Source organism: Streptomyces sp. NPDC048637, from assembly GCF_040650675.1.
In the GTDB taxonomy this organism is placed as follows: domain Bacteria; phylum Actinomycetota; class Actinomycetes; order Streptomycetales; family Streptomycetaceae; genus Streptomyces.
The window spans coordinates 205,012-222,539 of sequence record NZ_JBEZHQ010000011.1; the positions used below are offsets into that span (position 1 = coordinate 205,012).

The following is a 17,528-nucleotide window of genomic DNA, read 5'->3' on the forward strand; positions in this document are numbered from 1 at the left end:
TTGCGGAAAGGCCGAGTCGGGCCCGGATCGCCGCCGGTCACGGCGCCGGTACGGGTCCGGCACGGCGGATTCGCGTCACAGGACGCTCCGCACGAGGGACAGATCACCGACCGTCTGGTTCAATAGGGCCATGGCCAGCCTTACCGACACCGCGACGGGTCGCAGCGACCTGGAGCCTTTCTGGCCCTCCCGGCAGGCGCACGCCTTCGACCGTCTGTGTTGCCGCGCGCACTGAGCGCGGGCCCGCACACGCCTCACCGCCGCCGTTGACCGGCGCCCTTTGGCCCTGCCCGCGCGCATGACGTCCCCGACGCCCCTCTGCGCGAAAGAGCTGACTCCTGATGACGAACCTCCGTACCCTGACCGCCGGTTCCGCGACCGCTCCCCTCCCTGCCGCCCCCGCACCGCACTCCCCCCGCCACCGGCTGCGCGCCGTGACCCCCGACGAGGCCCGCCCGTCGCCCGCCACCGTCCCGGCCGGCGGCCCTGCGCAGCAGGGTGCCCTTTCGGTCGCCGAGCTGCTGGACTCCGGCGCGACCTGGCTTCCGGCGCCCCAGCACAGTCTGCCCGCGCTGCCCGGCCGGCCGCCGATGGTCGGCTATCTCGTCCTCGTACCGGCCGAGCAGGCCGCCGCCACCGCTCCGCAGCCGGCCGCCGGACCCGAGGCGTCCGCGCCGGCCGGCGACGCGATCGTGCGGATCGACCCCGAACAGCGCATCGCGCAGGTCCAGGGCCGGCCGCTGGACCTGACGTACCTCGAATTCGAGCTGCTGGCCCATCTGGTCGCGCATCCGCACCGGGTGCACACCCGCGACCAGCTGGTGACCACGGTGTGGGGCTACGGGCACGTCGGCGACGGCCGCACCGTCGACGTCCATGTCGCCCGGCTGCGCCGCAAGTTGGGCGCCGCGCACCGGTCGTCGATCGTGACGGTGCGGCGGGTCGGCTACAAGTACGTGCCGAGCATCTGAGGCCGGGGGTCAGACACCCTCCTGCCGCTGCCGGAGGCCCGGCCGGGCGGGGAGCCGCTCCCCCGCCCGGCCGGGCACCGCTCCCGGACGGGGACCGCACCGCCGCGGCGTCCCCCGGTCCTCCGGGCCGCCCCGCCGGTGCAGACAGCCCACACAGCACGCCGCCACCAGCCCGATGCCGGAGACCAGCAGCATCCCCTTGGCCGGGGAGTCGGTGAGCGCCGTACCGCCCAGCCCGCCGAGCGCCACGCTGCCCAGCGCCCAGAGGCCCGCACCCACCGCGTCCAGCAGCACGAAGCGGCGCAGCGGGAAACGGACACTCCCCGTGGACAGGGTGGCGACCACCCGGCCACCGGGCAGGAAACGGCCGGCGATGATGAGCAGGGCGGCGTGCCGTTCGACCCTGGCACGGGCCCTGGTCTGCCGGGCCCGGCCGCGCTCACCGCGCAGCAGCCGGGCGCTCGCGCGCGGGCCCGCGTACCGCCCCACGGCGTAGCCGAGACAGTCACCGGCCAGCGCCCCGGCCGCCGCGACGCCCGCCAGCAGGGCGAGCAGCGACAGGTCGGGACCGATGAGCACGGCGAGCAGGACGACCGTGGTCTCGCTCGGCATGAACGGCAGCAGCGCATCGAGGCCGGACACCAGCAGGACGATCAGCCACAACCAGGGCGAGCCCAGCATGCCCTGGAGTGGCGCGGTGAGCTGGTCCAGCTGCTCAAACATGGGCCGGGGTGTCCCGCGGCGGGACGTGCGGCACCGGCACGGCGGACCGGCCTGCGGCGGCCGGCCGCACCGTACCGCTGCCCGTCGCCGCCGTCACCGGGCGGCCGCCCAGCGCCGCCCGGCCCGCCAGCGCCGCCAACTCCCGCCGGTCCAGGCCCCCGTCCCACGCCGTCAGCGCCGGATGGGCCGTGACCCGTACGGTCAGGGCACGGGCGGCGAGCACCCGGCGCAGCGAGCCCGCGAAGGTGTCCTCCCCGCAGAACGCGGCGACCGTACTGGGCAGGCCCTGCTGGGTGTAGCCGAGGGTCACCGGGCGGACCGGTGCCCCCGCGTCGATGGCGGCCTGGAAGGTGGCCCGGCGGAAGGTGCCCGCCTCCGCGGTGCACCAGGTGGTGGCCTGCGGGAAGACCGCCACCGACCGGCCGGCGCCGAGCAGTTCGGACACCTCCCGCACGGTGTGCGGCAGCCGGCGGGGGTGGGTGCGGTCGATGAAGTGCGTACCGGCTCTGCGGGCCAGGCCGCCGACGACCGGCCAGCCGCCGACCTCGCGCTTGGCGAGCAGGGTGACCGGTTCGACGGCGAGCAGGGCGAGGATGTCGAGCCAGGAGATGTGGTTGACGACGACGAGGGTGCCGGGGCCGTCCCCGGCGGCGAGCGAGGACGCGCCCTCGACGTGGATGCCGAGCGCGTCGAGCAGCGCGCGGGCGTGGGTCCGCAGCCGTCCCGGCTCGGCCATCCGCTCGCCGTCCGTCAGCGCCCGCCGCACGCTGCGGGCGAACGCGGCGCCGCGCCGGGCGATACGGGTCGCCGGTACCCGCGGCAGGGCGTGGGCGGCGCAGTCCGGGGTGCAGTCGGACCGGACGTCGAAGGGGCCGTTCACCGCTCCCCCAGGAAGTAGCGCCGGTAGCGGTCGCTGAGCTGTTCCATGTCCAGGACGACGAAGAAGTCGGCGACCTCGAACTCGGGGTCATGGGCGGGCGCGCCGCAGATGACGGCGCCGATGCGCAGATAGCCGCGGAGCAGCGGCGGCAGCTGGGCGAGGCTGGGGCGCTCGGGGACGGGGAGCGTGGCGTGCCAGGGGTGGTGCGGGGTGACCTGGAGCTCGGGCGGGGCGGCGTAGCGGGTCCGGCCCAGTTCCCAGGCGTGGGTGGCGGCGGTGCCGCCGTCGGCGAGCGGGACGGAGGCGCAGCCGGCGAGGTAACGGTGGCCGGAGAGCAGGGTGTAGCGGGCGAGGGCGGCCCACATCTGGGTCATGACCGCGCCGCTGCGGTGGTCGGGGTGCACACAGGAGCGGCCGGCCTCGATGAGGGAGGGGCGCAGCTCCGCCAGGGCGCCGAGGTCGAACTCGCCGTCGGAGTAGAGCCGCGGGCTGCGGCCGGGCGGCAGCAGCCGGTAGGTGCCGACCACGTCGCCGGTGGCGGTGTGGGTGACGATGAGGTGGTCGGCGAGGTCGTCGACGGCGTCGATGTCATGGCCGGCCAGCGGGGAGTGCAGGGTCGCGCCCATCTCCTCGGCGAAGACCTGGTGGCGCAGGCGTTGTGCGGCGCGGATCTGCGCGCGGGTGTCGGCGATCTCCGCGGTGTAGCCGGGGTCGGCGGGGGCGGCTGCCGGTGTGGGGGTGGGAGCGGTGCGGGGGACGGCGGACGCGGTCGATGCCATGCTCATGAGAGCCCTCCATGGGGAGTGGGGAGGCTGTGCGAGTCGACGGGCGGTGGAGACAGCGGGGGCCAGTGGGGCAACGGGCGAGCGGTGCGCTCCACGGTGGTGCCGGGTGCACCCCTGCCGGGGACGTAGCCCCATGACCTGGCCCTTCTCTACGCAGCAGACTGTTCCCGGGTCCGACGGCCGGGCGCGTGAAGCGCAGGGAGCGAACGGATGAGGGTCCGCAGAACACTGGTCGCCGCGGCCCGGGGGCTCGGTCTCGCGCCGGCCGTGGAGCTGGGCTCGGTCACGCTGTTCGTGCTGACCGTGGTGTCGCTGGGGCCGATCGTCGCCGGGGTGGGCATCCTCACCACCCCGGTCGTGCTGCCCTGGGCCCGGCGGTACGCGCACCTGCGCCGGGTGTGGGGCCACGACCTGGCCGGGGTGCGGATTCCCGCGGCGTACCGCCCGTTCCCCGCCGTACGACTTCGAGGCGTCGCGGCGGTGGAGAGCGGCCCCGAGCCGGCACGGGCGCTCAAGGAGGAGCAGCGGCCGGATGTGGCGCGGCTGACCCCGCGCGAGGTCGAGGTGATGGAGCCGGTGGGCGCAGGGCCGCTCCAACACGGCGATCGCGAGCCGGCTGGTCATCACGGAGCGGGCGGTCGCCAAGCACGCCTCCGACATCTTCGCCAAGCTCCAGCTGCCGCCGTCGGACGACGACAACCGGCGGGTGCCGGCGGTGCCGGCCTACTTGGACCGCGGCTGACCGACCGTTAGCGTGCCCTGCGCACGGGACTGTTGTGAGCACCGAGCACTGGGGGCACACGTGAGCCGACCGTCACGACGCGCACTGTTGGGAACCGCCGGAGCGATCGGCGCCGGGGCGGCGTTCGGCGGGGCCGCGCCCGCTGCCGCCTCCGCCGGGGCACCGTCCGCCCGGCGCCAGGAGCGGGCACCCGCGTACGACACCGCACCGGCACGGGCGGCGCTGACCCGGCTGCTGCCCCGGCACGCCGACCAGTTCGACCTGGTGCCGCTCGCCCCGGACGGCGACGGCGACCGCTTCCGGGTGGCGGGCCGGCCGGGCCGGATCACGGTCTCCGGGACCACTCCCGCGGTGCTGCTGACCGGCGTCAACTGGTACCTCAAGTACACCTGCCGGGCCCATCTGTCATGGGCCGGCGACCAGGTGGAGCTGCCCGGCCGGCTGCCCGCCCCGGCCGCCCCCGTCGAGCGGGCCACCTCGCTGCCGCACCGCTTCGCCCTCAACGACACCCACGACGGCTACACCGCCCCGTACGCGGACTGGCCGCGCTGGGAGCGGCTGATCGATGCGCTGGCGCTGCGCGGGGTGAACGAGGTGCTGGTCACCCCGGGCACCGAGGCCGTCTACCACCGGCTGCTGACCGGCTTCGGCTACTCCGACGCCGAGGCCCGCGGCTGGCTCCCGGCGCCCTCGCACCAGCCGTGGTGGCTGCTGCAGAACATGAGCGGCTACGGCGGCCCCAGCAGCCCTGAACTGATCGCCAAACGCGCCGAGTTGGGACGCAGGATCACCACCCGGCTGCGCGAGCTGGGCATGCATCCCGTCCTCCCCGGCTACTTCGGTACCGTCCCGGACGGTTTCGCCGCCCGCAACCCCGGGGCCAGGACCGTCCCGCAGGGCACCTGGTCGGGCCTCAAGCGCCCCGACTGGCTCGATCCGCGCACCGGCGTCTTCACCGCCGTGGCCGCCGCCTTCTACCGACACCAGGAGCAACTCCTCGGCCCCGCCGACCACTTCAAGATGGATCTGCTGCACGAGGGCGGCGACCCCGGTGACGTACCGGTGCCGGCCGCCGCCCGCGCGGTGGAGACGGCGCTGCGCACCGCCCGCCCCGGGGCGACCTGGGTGATCCTGGGCTGGCAGGGGAACCCGCGGCGCGATCTGCTGGACGCCGTCGACCACGACCGGATGCTGATCGTGGACGGCCTCAGCGACCTGGACACGGTCACCGACCGGGAACGGGACTGGGGCGGGGTGCCGTACGCCTTCGGCTCCATCCCCAACTTCGGCGGCCGCACCACCCTCGGCGCCAAGACCCACATCTGGGCCGAGCGCTTCACGGCCTGGCGCGACAGGCCGGGCAGCAGGCTCGTCGGGACCGCGTACATGCCGGAGGCCGCCGAACGCGACCCGGCGGCGTTCGAGCTGTTCGGTGAACTGGCCTGGCGGGAGCGCCCGGTGGACCGCACCGCATGGTTCGACGGCTATGCCGACCTCCGCTACGGCGCCCGCGACGACCACGCCCGCGCCGCGTTCGCCGCGCTGCGCACCAGCGCGTACGAGATCTCCAGCAAGGACGGCCGCCCGCACGACTCGGTGTTCGCCGCCCGCCCGGACCTGGCCGCCCGCTCCGGCACCGTCTACGCCACCCACACCCCCGCCTTCGACCCGGCGGCCTTCGACACCGCGTTCGCCGCGCTGCTCGCGGTCCGCCCCGCGCTGCGCGGCAGCGACGCCTACCGCCACGATCTGACGGACGCCGCCCGGCAGGCGCTGGCCAACCGGTCCTGGCAGCTGATCGGGCAGCTCCAGGACGCCTACCGGCACAAGGACCGGGACACCTTCCGTGCGCTGTCCGGGCTGTGGCTGCGGCTGATGCGGCTCAGCGAGGAGGTCACCGGCGCCCACCGGCACTTCCTGCTGGGGCCGTGGCTGGCGGACGCCCGGGCCATGGCGACGGGCGCCGAGGAGGCGGCGCGGCTGGAGCACAGCGCCCGCGCACTGATCACCACCTGGGCGGACCGGGCCACTGCCGACGGCGGCTCGCTCGCCAACTACGCCAACCGCGACTGGCACGGCCTGATCGGCGAGGTCCATCTCCCGCAGTGGCAGGCGTACCTGGACGAGCTCGCGGACGCCCTGGCGGCGGACCGGCCGCCGAAGACCTTCGACTGGTACGCCATGGAAGAGCCCTGGACCCGCGCCCGCACCAGCCATCCGCTGCGCCCGACGGCCGACGCGTACCGCACCGCGCGGCGGGTCCACGACACCCTCGCCAAGGCTCCCTACCAGGGCACCGTCACGGTCACCGCGGACCCGGCCGCGCTGCCGCCGGGCGGCCGCGCCACGGTCACCGCGGCGCTGCGCAATGTCAACGGGCTGCGGGCGACCGGCCGGGTGGACTTCGCCCTGACCGGTGTCGACGCCACCGCCCCGGGTCCGGTGTCGCTGCCGTCGCTCCCGCCCGGCGGCACCGGCCGGGCCCGCTGGCGGGTCACCGCCCCGGCCGGCCCCCTCAAGGCCCCGCTGCACCCCCTCCCCTACGACCTCACCGTCGACTACGGCCCGCAGGGCGCACCGCGGGTCCGTACGACGCGGCACGGCACCCTGTTCGTGGCGGGGCCGCTGGACCCGGCGCTGCGGACGGTCACCACCAATGCGGCGGTTTTCGGCCAGTTGGACGACCGTTTCGCCCTCCATGGCGCGGGCGCGGACCTGTGGAAGGCCACCGCCGAGTTCGGCGCGGTCTACCGGCCGGGCGCCCTCACCGCCGGCGGCTCGGTCACCGTCGAAGTGACCGCCCAGGACCCGACCGGACCCTGGGCCCGCGCCGGCCTCATCGTCCGCAACCGCCTCACCGCCGCCCCCGGCCCGGCGGACGCCCTCGGCTTCCTCAACCTGTCCGTGACGCCCGCCAACGGCGTGGTGCTGTCCTACGACGCCGGCGGCGACGGCACCCTGGACACCTACCGGCGGCTCACCGGCATCACCGCGCCCGTACTGCTCCGCCTGACCCGCGGCAAGGACAGCGGCACCTCCGGTATCTACACCGGATCCTGCTCCACCGACGACGGCGCGACCTGGCGCGAAATCGCCACCGTCACCGTCCCCGGCGCCGCCGCCCGGCAGGACACCGGGCTGCACCAGTCCGCCGCCAACTCGGCCACCGGGGACGGCGGGACGGCCGCTTTCCGCCGCTGGAAGCTCGCCTGAGCGCCGCGTACGCTGACCCGGGAACGGACCACGAGCGAGGGGATCACGGTATGAGTGCCGCAGCTGAGAAGGAGTGGCTCTACGCCCTCGACATCTCCGACGCCACCTGGCAGCGCGCCCCCGGCGACGCCGAGGAGGCCGTGGAGATCGCCTTCCTGGAGCGGGGCGCGGTGGCCATGCGCAACTCCACGGACCCCGATGTGGTGCTGCGCTACACCGAGGCGGAGTGGCGGGCCTTCGTCCTCGGCGCACGGGACGGCGAGTTCGACCTGCAGCGCTGAAGCCGCCGGTCCCGGCAGCCCGTCACCGGCCCTCCCGGCCCCCTCGGGGTGCCGGGAGGGCCGGTGACCATCACAGGATTCACTCGTTTCACCGAACGTGAAGCAGCAGCAGAAACAGCAGCAGGCGACACCCCGGCGTCCGGAGCGCACCTCCCCCGGCAGCCTTGAGGACTTCGGTGACGTCATCGACGTCGAGCAGGCCGAGGCGGCGCTGGTGGAGCACTACCCCCGGCTGGTCCGGCTGGCCTACCTCGTACTGCCGCCCGGCCAGGGCCGCAGCCGCCGGGTGCTGGCCGCCCATGGAGTGGTGCAGCGGATCCTGCCGCGACAGCGCACTTCCACCTGCGGGCTCGGTCTGCCCGCCCAGCGCACCGGCGCGGACGCGGCGATCGACCCCGGCTATGCCTTCGTCCGGCTGCGGGTCCTGCGGGCCGCCCTGGCCGGCGGGCGGGTACGCCGGTGGCTGCCGCTGCCGCCGCTGCTCCCCCAGGTGTGGGGCCTGCGGCTCTTCCCGCGCTCCGGTGGCGCCGACGAACTGGCGCTGGACCAGGCGCTGTCGGCGCTGTCCGGGCCGGGCCGGGCGGCGTTCGTGCTGCGCGATCTGGAGCGGCTGAGCGCACCGGAGACCCGGCGGGTCCTGGAGGCGGCCGGGGTGGACGACCCCCGTGAGGCACTGGACGAGGCGGAGCGGGCCGCGACACCGGCCGGCAGCCGGGACCGGTCGCTGCTGGAGTCGGCGGAGTTCGACCCCTGTGCGCTGCAGGCCAGGCCGACGGATCTGATCCGGCGGCGGCAGCACGGCCGGGCGGTGCTGGCGGCGGGCGTGGCCGTGCTGGTGTGCGGGGCGCTGCTGGGGCTGCCGGGCGAGGGCTGGGGCCCGGACGGCGCCGCCGCCCCGCCCTACGCGCAGAACGCCTCGGCCGAAGCGGCCCTGGACCCGGGCAAGCTGGCGGTGACCTCCGCGTCCGCCTGGAGAGGCGCCGCCCGGCAGGACTTCTCGGCCTGGCCCGCCCGCGGCGACCGGGTCCATGACCGGGCGCTGCTGCGGCGGGCGCTGGCCGTGTGGGCCAGGCCCGGGGCCGGGGTGCAGGTCTCGGCGACCCCCGGCACCCCGGCCGGACCGGCGGCCGGTCCGGCCCAACTGCTGTTCGCGGGGGTGGTGAACCACGCCGTGGTGGTGCTCCTCCACGACGGGCTGCGGGTGGTGCGCTACGCGGAGGCGGCGGACGGCGAGGGGCAGAGCGACGGCACGGGCGCGGCGCTGGACTTCGCGCGTACGGACGGCGCGGTGGCGGCTTCGGCGAGTGCGCTGGTGGTGAGCCGTACGCAGGGCAATGTGCGCTATCTGACCGCCCCTTGGGTGAAGTCGGCGCGGCTGGTCGATCTGGTCAAGCCGGAGGCGGTGGAGCAGCCGGTGGCGGTGGGGGCGGGCGGGGTGACCGATCCGGTGCCCACGGCGCAGCCCACCGCGCAGTGCACGACCTGGCCGGCGCTGCGGATGGGCGGCCGGCTGCTGACCGACCTCGGGGAACTGGTCCCGGCACGGCTGACGTACGGCAGCCCGCGCAAGCCGGGCGAGGTGACCGCCCCGAAGGCCCGGACGGCGTGGGCGCGTACGGCCTGCCAGCTGGCCGTGGTGCGCGGCCAGGGGGTCCGTACGGTCAACTCCTGGGAGTTCGCCCGGCAGCCGCTGCCCGGGGGCGCGGGCAGCGCGGCCTGGCTGTGCACCCGCGCCGAGACCTGGCGCGGACCGGGCAGCCGGACGATGGCGCAGATCCAGACGCCGGCACCGAGCGGGCAGCCGTACACAGCGGGCGCGGTCGCAGCGCGCGCCGAGGGCGGCACTGCCTGCGGGCCGCGGGCGCCGCGGGTGCTGGCCGGGGTGCTGTGGAAGGCCACCGACAAACGGTGGTGGCTGCTCGCGGCGGGCAGCAGCCAGGTCACCTCGGTCACGGCGACCGGCGGGGCCCGTGGCCAGGTGACCGGACGACTGCTGGCGGTCCCGGCGAAGGCGGGCGACCGCGCAGAGCTGACGGGCCGGCTGGCGAACGGCCGGCGGATCGAGGCGCTGGGCTGAGGCGGATGCGGGTCGGTTCCGGTTTCCCGGGCCCTGCGGAAGTGGGCGAGGGCGGCGGCACGGCATGGCGCACGCCGGCCGTCGCTCCTCGCCTCCGGTCTGCTTCAGCCGTCCACGCGGGGAGCCGGGAGGGGCTTGATCTCGCGGTCGAAGAAGGCGTGAAACGACTCGGCGCGCTCGTAGAGCGCGTCGAAGCCGGAGATGGTTTCCGCGATGAGCGCGGGATCGGAGAAGCGGTTGGCGCCGGCCGCTTTGCCGTCGGCGTCGTAGCAGACTCCGTACATCACGGATTCGCCGAGGATGACCACCTCGGGGACGGGGTTCGCCTTCTCGATCTCCTCGATGCGGCGGGCGTCGAGAACCCTGATGGATTCGCCCAGTTCGACCCGGAGCCGGAGGACGTGCATTTCCCATTGCACATAGGGGGTGACCGGGAATTCCACGACCCTTACACGGCGTTGTTCGACGCCGAGCTCGGCCGCCTTCCGGAACTGCTGACCATAGGCCTCCCGCTTTTCCTCGACCAGCGTCAGCGCGCGGTTCCAGTCGCCGGCCGCGAACGCGTCATAGCTGGCAAATCCCGGCTCCTGGAAATGCTGTCCGCGTTCGATCTTTCTGAAATATTCAATCCCACTCTCGAAGGCCCGGTAGAACTCTTCGTGATACTTCGGGCGGTCGAGCCTTTCGGGAACTCCGTCCGGGAACGAGTCAAACACCTGGGATATCCGCCTTCGCTGCGACGATCATCTTTCTGGGAATCACCACGAGCCGTTCGTCCGGCCCGATCGACACCCCACTCGGCAGGCAGCCGCCCAGCGGCTCCGTGAGGTCGCGGCCGATGACCGCGACATCACCGTTGTCCAACTCCCAGATATCCGGGCAGTCGGGGCCGTCGGTCGTGACCCCTAAGGCCTGCGGCGATTCCCCGAGCCTCCTCTTGAATCCGGCGGTCGGATCCGCTTCCCAGGGCCTGGCCATGGCGATCCTCCTTCTTCGGTCACGGCATCGCGAGTGCACGAGCGACTATAGTGCGAACAGCCAACGGCACGAGTGGAGTTGCCCGCATGAGACCCGAATGGCACATGCCTCTGGCAATTTTCGCCCGAACCAGGAGCGCTTTCTTGCCACATCCGCACAAGCAGGTGCTTGATGCCTGACCAGTAATCGACATAGCACTGACGGCGCCAGTAGTAAGTCAGCCGATTATTTCGGCGGTACAGGGACTGACCGGATTATCGCCGGACGGACTTTCCGGAGGAGTCGTGGATACAGGAACCGCATCACTCGCGCAGACCGCACTGCCAACTTCCGTCACCTCACAGACGGCCGGTGTCCGGCACGCATCGGCTCCGGGACGGGCACCGGCCCGCCCAACCCGACAAGACCAGCGCAGCACCGAACGGTGACCGGCGCGCTGGACGCTCATGCCGAGGGCGCGGGCCGCATCTATCAGGCGACCGGCGACCAGCACATCACGGAGCACCATCACCATGGTCAACGGTGCGGCGGCTACCCCGGCACGGCAGGACCGGACTCGGTGCGCCGCCCGGCGGTGGGACGGGCACCCGTGGTGCTGCGCGACCGCGCGGAGGTGATGACGCGTCTGCGCGAGAGTATCGAGTCCGGCCGGCGCAAACGGATCCATGTGCTGCACGGCATGGGCGGATGCGGCAAAACGGCCGTGGCGTACGCGCTCTTCCACGACGCAACCGTCGGCGGCGGAACCGTTGGCCTGTGGGTGAACGCCTCGGACCAGGCAAGTCTGCGTGCGGGAATGCTCGCGGTGGCGGCCGACCGCGGCGCCTGCGGGGGTGAGCTGCTCGCCGCGCGCAACGGGTTGCGGCCGGCGGCCGACATGGTCTGGGAGTCGCTGGACCGGTCGGCCGAGCCCTGGCTGCTGGTGCTGGACAACGCCGACGATCCCGCGATCCTGAGGGACGGGAGCTGGCTGCGGTCGAGCACACGCGGCACCGTCCTCGTCACCACCCGCCGGGCCGGGGCGCACTGGTGGCCTGGCGCCCGGCTGCAGCACATCGGCGTACTGCCGCGTGCGGACGCCGCCCGAGTACTGTGTGACCTCGCCCCGCACCGCGGCACGATGGAGCAGGCGGCCCAGGTCGCGGACCGGCTGGGACAACTACCGCTGGCGCTCACCCTCGCCGGCGGATTCCTCGCACATCAGGTGATCGACCCATGGACCATGGATGCCTACGGCCGTCATCTCGAAGCCACGGACCACGACGCGAACGACACCGGCCGGGAAGTCGGGACCGGGGCTCGGGACACCCGGCCGGGCCTGCTGGACCTCGGCCTCATCGATCAAGGAGCGGACATCTTGGCGGACAAAGACGCCCGGCATCTGGTCGGCAGAACCTGGCAGTTGACCCTCGACGCGTTCGAGGCCCGCGGACTGCCCGAGGCCGTGGCGCTGCTGCGCCTCCTGGCCCGCTTCGCCCCCGAACCCCTGCCGCTGTCCGTGCTCAACCGGCCGGAGATCAACGACGTGCTGCCGCACGGCCGTTCCGAGTCCGCGTTGCGCGCGCTCCTCGACCACTCGCTGACCGAACTGGTGGATGCCGGGGAGCGTTGTATGCACACGCACGGCGTACTCCTCGACAGCGTCGCCGCGGGAACACCCGCCACCGCTCTCCCCACCCTCGACCGCACCGCGGTCCGGTTGCTCGACGCGGCCGTGCCCGCCGTCCCGGACGCGGGGCCGGACGATCCGCAGCTGCGACTGCTAGCTCCGCACGCGCTGGCATTGCTACGACGAGTGAACGGCTCACCGGAGAACGAGGAGGCGCTGGCGACCGCGATCCGGCTGGCGGTGGCCCGCCATCGCACCGGCGACTATCCGTCCACCTGGGAGATCGCCCGGTCAGCCGCCGAGACGGGGGAACGCGGGCTGGGCGCCGAACACCGCCTCGTCCTCGCGGCGTGGTCGCGCGCGGGCCGGGCACTGTTCCGGCTGGGGCGGTACACCGAGGCCGAGGAGCTTTTGCTCCGCGTACGCGCCGCACAGGAGCGGCGCTTCGGGCCCGGCGATCCGGACACCCTTGACACCTGTCACGGCCTTCAGCTCGTGCTCGGAAATCTCGGCCGCCGCGAGGAAGCGCTCGCGCTGGCCCGTTCCACCGTGGCACACCGCCGGGCGGCGCTGGGGCCCTGGCATCCGCTGACGCTACGGTCCCGTTCCGGGCTGCTGGTGCTGCTGAACGCCGAGGAACTCACCGCCGAAGACGACCCCGATGCTCCGCTTTCGCTCCCGCAGGACTGCGCCCGGCATCTGGGCCCCGACCACACGATCACGCTCGGGGCTCGTCACAACCACGCCAGGGCGCTGTACGTCCTGAGGGACTTTGCCGCCGCCGACGCGGAGGTCCGCTGGGTCGTCGACGCATACCTACGGCGCTTCGGTCCGGACTACCCGCTGACCCTCGCGGCCCGGCAATTGCTCGCGCGGACGCAGTCGGCGCTCGGGAGTCCGGGTAACGGCGTCGAGACGATGACGGACGTCGTCGCCCGGCGCGCACGCGGCCTGGGCGCCGACCACCCGTTCACCGTCGCCAGCCGGAACCTGCTGGAGGAGTTGCAGGCCGAGGCGCTCCGGTAGGAGGTGTCCGGCCGAGCCGGGGCGCTCCGGTACGGCTGTCCGGCGGAGGCGGGGCGGGTCGTTCGGATCAGGGTGGCGCGGGCCGGGCCGCCGCCCGTTCATCGGCGGCGGCCAGCCAGAAGTACAGTGGCGGCAGGGCGAGTTCGAGGATCGTCAGGGCGGTCTGGAACCACTGCGGCGGTCCGTGGACGGCCATCGACAGCAGCCGGCCGATGCCGCCGAGCAGGAAGGTGCCGGCGAGCCACCGCACCGCCGTGGCCGGGATCGGCGACTGCCGTGCCGCCCAGATCCAGGCGAGGCCGTAGCCGAGGAAGACCGCCCCGTAGTACCGCTCCCGGCTGTCGACCGTGGCACCCGCCGAGCCCTCCCCCGGCACCGAGTCGATGCCGAGCACGAAGTGGAACGCGCCGATCGCCACACAGGCGGCCCCCATCGCCAGCGCCAGCCACTTGAGAAGTCCGGCCACGGTCCGGCCACCCCGCTCCCCGCTAGTAGATGCCTGTCTACTAACGGGAACGTACGGCCGCTAGTAGACAGGTGTCAAGTAACCTGGCGACCATGACCACACGCCGCAGACTCGCCCCCGCCGAGCGCCGCAGCCAGCTGCTCGACACCGGAGCACAGCTCTTCGCCGCGAAGCCGTACGACGAGGTGTTCATGGAGGAGGTCGCCGAACGGGCCGGCATCTCCCGGGCCCTGCTGTACCGCTACTTCCCGAACAAGCGCGACCTGTTCGCCGCGGTCTACCAACAGGCCGCGGACCGCCTGCTGACCCACACGGAACTCGATCCGGCCCGTCCCGTGCACGAGCAGCTGCGCGCCGGACTCGACGCGCACATCGACTACTTCGCCGCGAACCGGAACACGGTGCTCGCGGCGAACCGCGTGCTCGCCGGCGACCCGGTGATCCAGACCGTCATCACCGGCGAACTGGCCGAGCTGCGACGACGGCTGCTCGACTCCACCGGGCTCGGCGACGGCCCCGGGGAGCTGGTGCCGGCGGTGCTGATGAGCTGGCTGGTGTTCGTCCGCACGCTCTGCGTGGACTGGCTGACGCATCAGAGGTTCAGCCGCACCGAGTTGCGGGAGATGTGTGTCGGCGCGCTGCTGGGGGCACTGCGACCGGTGAGGGATCTCGACCGGGTGCTCGCCGGTGACGAGGAGCGCCCCACGGACTCCCGGCCCGCCCCCTGAGGTTTCCCCGCCCGAGGGGTACCGGCATTCCTTACCCGCCAGTACATTGACGCCATGTCTAATACGGCCTCGTTGCGGCCCCAGCCGGCCGCGTCCGAGCACACCCCGCTGAAGGCCCGCAACGTCGCCTTCGACTGGGCGGACACCCCGCTGCACTGGATACCGGGCGACCCGTTCAGCACCCACACCATCAACGTCCTGCATCTGCTGCTGCCGGCCGGCGAGCGCTGGTTCGTGCACGTCTACAAGCAGGTGCTGCCGGACATCCGCGACCCCCGCCTGCGGGAGGACGTGATCGGGTTCATCGGCCAGGAGGCGATGCACTCGCAGGCGCACGATGCGGTGTTGCCGCACCTCAAGGAGCAGGGGCTGGACCCGGCTCCGTACACCGCACAGGTCGACTGGCTCTTCGAGAAGCTGCTCGGCGACCGCACCCTGCCGCCGGGCCGGGCCCGGCGGTGGTGGCTGCTGGAGCGGGTCGCGCTGATCGCCGCCATCGAGCATTACACCGCGTTCCTCGGCGACTGGGTGCTCAACGCCCGGGCGCTGGACGCGAAGGGCGCCGATCCGACGATGCTGGATCTGCTGCGCTGGCACGGCGCGGAGGAGGTCGAGCACCGCTCGGTGGCCTTCGATCTCTTCGTCCATCTGGACGGCGGCTACCGGCGGCGGGTCCGCACCTGGGCCACGGCGTTCACCGCGCTGGTGTTCCTGTGGCAGCGCGGCACCCGCTTCTTCCTGGCGCACGACCCGTCGTTGGCCGATGGAAAGGCAAGCTTCCCGGAGTTCGTCCGCGCCGGACGGCGGGGCGTGCTGCCGACGACCGGGGCCATGGCCCGCTCCATCCCGCAGTACCTCAGCCGCACCTACCACCCCTCCCGGCACGGCAGCACCGAACAGGCCCTGGCCTATCTCGCCGGCTCCCCCGCCGCGACCGCGGCCGAGGCCCGTACCACCGGAGGCGCCTGAGATGCCCCGGACACCCCGCGTACGCACCGTCGTGGTGGTCGCCGCAGCGGCACTGGCCACCCGCCGGGCACTGCGCCGACGCATCCAGGCGTCCCCCCTGTGGCCGCTGCCCGCCCTGGAGCACCCGGTCTCCGGGCAGGGCCGCAAGGCGGCGGAGACCCGGCAGTTGACGGTGGTGGAGCGTACGGAGGAGGCCGAGGGCGTGGTCCGGCTGCGCCTCGCCGGCGAGGAGCTCCCGGACTGGGAACCGGGAGCACACCTCGATCTGGTGCTGCCCTCGGGAGCCGTACGCCAGTACTCACTGTGCGGGGAGCCCGCGAGCCCCGATTCCTACACCATCGCCGCCCGGCTGATCGAGGACGGCCGGGGCGGCTCGCGCGAGGTGCACGAGCGGCTGCACGAGGGGACGGTCGTCGAGGTCCGCGGCCCCCGCAACCGCTTCCCGCTCCGGGACAGCCCCGCCTATGTCTTCCTCGCGGGCGGTATCGGCATCACCCCCCTCCTGCCGATGGTGCGGCAGGCCGAGCGGGCGGGCCGGCCGTGGCAGCTGCTGTACTGCGGGCGGTCACGGGCCTCGATGCCGTTCCTCGCGGAACTCGGGGAACTGGCGGACGTCGGCGGCGACCGGCTGACGGTGGTCGCCGAGGACGAGGACGGACGGCCCGATCTGGCGGCGGTGCTCGCCGGTGCGCCACCACAGGCGGCCGTCTACTGCTGTGGTCCCGAGCCGCTGAGGGACGCGGTCGCGGCACTGCTGCCGGCCGTCACCGAGGGGCTGACCCTGCACACCGAGCGGTTCACCACCGAGCGGTTCACCACCGAGCGGTTCAAGGCGGCCACCCCCGCCCCGGCGGGCGGGAACGCGCCGTTCGAGGTCGAGCTGCGCCGCACCGGCCGTACGGTCGCGGTGCCCGCGGACACCAGTGTGCTGCGGGCGATCCGCGACCAGGCGCTGCCCGATCTGCCCTACTCCTGCGAGCGCGGGTTCTGCGGCACCTGCCAACAGCGGGTGCTGTCCGGCGAGGTGGACCACCGCGATGACCTGCTGACGGACGCCGAGCGCACGGACTCGCTGCTGATCTGTGTCTCCCGGGCCCGTGGTGGGCGCCTTGTGCTCGATCTGTGATTCCACCGGCGATTCCGTGCCGCGTCCCAGGTCGTTAGGGTGACCGTATGACGACCGGGACGCGCCGCAGGATGGGTGTCGAGGAGCGGCGTGAGCAACTGATCGCCGTCGCACTCGACCTCTTCAGCCACCGTTCCCCGGAGGATGTGTCGATCGACGAGGTCGCCGAGGCGGCCGGTATTTCCCGGCCGCTCATCTACCACTACTTCCCGGGCAAGCAGCAGCTGTACGAGGCCGCGCTGCGACGGGCCGCCGAGGAGCTCACCGCCCGGTTCGTGGAACCGCACGAAGGCCCGCTCGGCGCCCGCCTGTTGCGGGTCATGGAGCGGTTCTTCGACTTCGTGGCGGAACACGGCCCCGGCTTCTCGGCGCTGATGCGCGGCGGCCCGGCCATCGGCTCGACCCACACCGGCGCGATGATCGACAGGGTCCGGCAGGCCGCCTACGAGCAGATCCTGGCCCATCTCGGCATCCCCGACCCCGCCCCGCGGCTGGAGTTGGTCGTCCGCTCCTGGGTCTCGCTGGCCGAGACCACCGCACTGCTGTGGCTGGACGGACGACGCGTCCCACGCGCCGAGCTGGAACGGCAGCTGGTCCACGACTTCGCGGCGCTGGCGGCGGTGAGCGCCGCCTACGACGAGCGGATGGCGGACGTGGTCCGCCAAATACTGGCCAACGAACCCGCAGATGGGATGTTCGCGGATCTTGTGGGCCGTCTAGCGAAAATTTCTTAGGCTTCCCACGTTTTTGGCTTTCCCGCCGTGGGGGCTGCTCGCCGTTCCGCTGCGCTTTGCCTCGGCCCAACCTTTTTGGCTTTCCCGCCGTGGGGGCTTCTCGCCGTTGCGCCTGGCGGCGGGCCGGTCCGCTGCGCGGGGCTGTGGGTGCGGTGACGGGCCTCCGGGGCCTGGTGTGTGGACTGCTTCGCTTTACGTCCACACACCAGGCCCCTCCGGC

The 17,528-nt window shown here is 73.4% G+C and carries 15 protein-coding genes and 1 pseudogene; 10 read left to right on the forward strand and 6 right to left on the reverse strand.

Annotated elements, in window-relative coordinates:
* Positions 1 to 341 precede the first annotated feature (341 nt).
* The gene (locus AB0C46_RS17415) at positions 342 to 971 is read left to right on the forward strand and encodes a winged helix-turn-helix domain-containing protein (RefSeq protein ID WP_362828641.1); all 630 of its coding nucleotides are present in this window, start codon (positions 342 to 344) and stop codon (positions 969 to 971) included.
* 9 nt (positions 972 to 980) lie between these two features.
* Here AB0C46_RS17415 and AB0C46_RS17420 read toward each other — a convergent pair whose 3' ends face one another.
* The 3 genes from AB0C46_RS17420 to AB0C46_RS17430 are packed head-to-tail and all read right to left on the reverse strand — an operon-like array spanning position 981 to position 3,359.
* The gene (locus AB0C46_RS17420) at positions 981 to 1,694 is read right to left on the reverse strand and encodes a VTT domain-containing protein (RefSeq protein WP_362828642.1); all 714 of its coding nucleotides are present in this window, start codon (positions 1,692 to 1,694) and stop codon (positions 981 to 983) included.
* Positions 1,687 to 2,574, reverse strand: coding sequence for a lysophospholipid acyltransferase family protein (locus AB0C46_RS17425; protein WP_362828643.1), 888 nt, complete (start codon positions 2,572 to 2,574; stop codon positions 1,687 to 1,689). The genes AB0C46_RS17420 and AB0C46_RS17425 overlap by 8 nt, the downstream gene beginning before the upstream one ends.
* Entirely contained in the window at positions 2,571 to 3,359 is a 789-nt protein-coding gene (locus AB0C46_RS17430; RefSeq protein WP_362828644.1) for a GNAT family N-acyltransferase, read from the reverse strand. Before AB0C46_RS17430 ends, AB0C46_RS17425 begins: the two co-directional genes overlap by 4 nt.
* Before the next feature lie 543 nt (positions 3,360 to 3,902).
* Between AB0C46_RS17430 and AB0C46_RS17435 the strand changes: the two are divergent.
* The 4 genes and pseudogenes from AB0C46_RS17435 to AB0C46_RS17450 form a co-directional block, all read left to right on the forward strand.
* Positions 3,903 to 4,101: pseudogene (locus AB0C46_RS17435) on the forward strand (helix-turn-helix transcriptional regulator); the annotation flags it as partial.
* Between the two features lie 60 nt (positions 4,102 to 4,161).
* Positions 4,162 to 7,314: an alpha-N-acetylglucosaminidase TIM-barrel domain-containing protein gene (locus AB0C46_RS17440; protein ID WP_362828645.1), complete on the forward strand. Its 3,153-nt coding sequence runs from the start codon at positions 4,162 to 4,164 to the stop codon at positions 7,312 to 7,314.
* 50 nt (positions 7,315 to 7,364) lie between these two features.
* The gene (locus AB0C46_RS17445) at positions 7,365 to 7,595 is read left to right on the forward strand and encodes a DUF397 domain-containing protein (protein WP_030083635.1); all 231 of its coding nucleotides are present in this window, start codon (positions 7,365 to 7,367) and stop codon (positions 7,593 to 7,595) included.
* Positions 7,596 to 7,692: 97 nt separating this feature from the next.
* Positions 7,693 to 9,672: a hypothetical protein gene (locus AB0C46_RS17450; RefSeq protein ID WP_362828646.1), complete on the forward strand. Its 1,980-nt coding sequence runs from the start codon at positions 7,693 to 7,695 to the stop codon at positions 9,670 to 9,672.
* 104 nt (positions 9,673 to 9,776) lie between these two features.
* Here AB0C46_RS17450 and AB0C46_RS17455 read toward each other — a convergent pair whose 3' ends face one another.
* On the reverse strand, positions 9,777 to 10,388 hold the full coding sequence (locus AB0C46_RS17455; RefSeq protein ID WP_362828647.1) for a DUF6879 family protein: 612 nt from the start codon (positions 10,386 to 10,388) through the stop codon (positions 9,777 to 9,779).
* Positions 10,381 to 10,650, reverse strand: coding sequence for a hypothetical protein (locus tag AB0C46_RS17460; protein WP_362828648.1), 270 nt, complete (start codon positions 10,648 to 10,650; stop codon positions 10,381 to 10,383). Before AB0C46_RS17460 ends, AB0C46_RS17455 begins: the two co-directional genes overlap by 8 nt.
* Before the next feature lie 424 nt (positions 10,651 to 11,074).
* On the opposite strand from AB0C46_RS17460, the gene AB0C46_RS17465 reads away from it, so the two are divergent.
* The gene (locus tag AB0C46_RS17465; protein ID WP_362828649.1) at positions 11,075 to 13,285 is read left to right on the forward strand and encodes a tetratricopeptide repeat protein; all 2,211 of its coding nucleotides are present in this window, start codon (positions 11,075 to 11,077) and stop codon (positions 13,283 to 13,285) included.
* A 67-nt stretch (positions 13,286 to 13,352) separates the two neighbouring features.
* Here the strand turns inward: AB0C46_RS17465 and AB0C46_RS17470 are convergent, their stop codons facing one another.
* Positions 13,353 to 13,751 (reverse strand): DUF4345 domain-containing protein, encoded by a 399-nt coding sequence (locus tag AB0C46_RS17470; protein ID WP_362828650.1) that lies wholly within the window; start codon positions 13,749 to 13,751, stop codon positions 13,353 to 13,355.
* A gap of 92 nt (positions 13,752 to 13,843) precedes the next feature.
* On the opposite strand from AB0C46_RS17470, the gene AB0C46_RS17475 reads away from it, so the two are divergent.
* From AB0C46_RS17475 to AB0C46_RS17490, 4 genes are read left to right on the forward strand one after another with little or no spacing between them, the layout of a single operon-like run.
* Positions 13,844 to 14,479, forward strand: coding sequence for a TetR/AcrR family transcriptional regulator (locus AB0C46_RS17475; RefSeq protein ID WP_362828651.1), 636 nt, complete (start codon positions 13,844 to 13,846; stop codon positions 14,477 to 14,479).
* A gap of 54 nt (positions 14,480 to 14,533) precedes the next feature.
* Positions 14,534 to 15,448, forward strand: a complete 915-nt coding sequence (locus AB0C46_RS17480) for a metal-dependent hydrolase (protein WP_362828652.1) — start codon at positions 14,534 to 14,536, stop codon at positions 15,446 to 15,448.
* A 1-nt stretch (position 15,449) separates the two neighbouring features.
* Positions 15,450 to 16,574, forward strand: a complete 1,125-nt coding sequence (locus AB0C46_RS17485) for a PDR/VanB family oxidoreductase (protein WP_362828653.1) — start codon at positions 15,450 to 15,452, stop codon at positions 16,572 to 16,574.
* A gap of 47 nt (positions 16,575 to 16,621) precedes the next feature.
* Positions 16,622 to 17,308 carry a TetR/AcrR family transcriptional regulator gene (locus AB0C46_RS17490; RefSeq protein WP_362828654.1) on the forward strand — a complete coding sequence of 229 codons (687 nt, stop codon included), beginning with the start codon at positions 16,622 to 16,624 and terminating at the stop codon, positions 17,306 to 17,308.
* Positions 17,309 to 17,528: the final 220 nt, after the last annotated feature.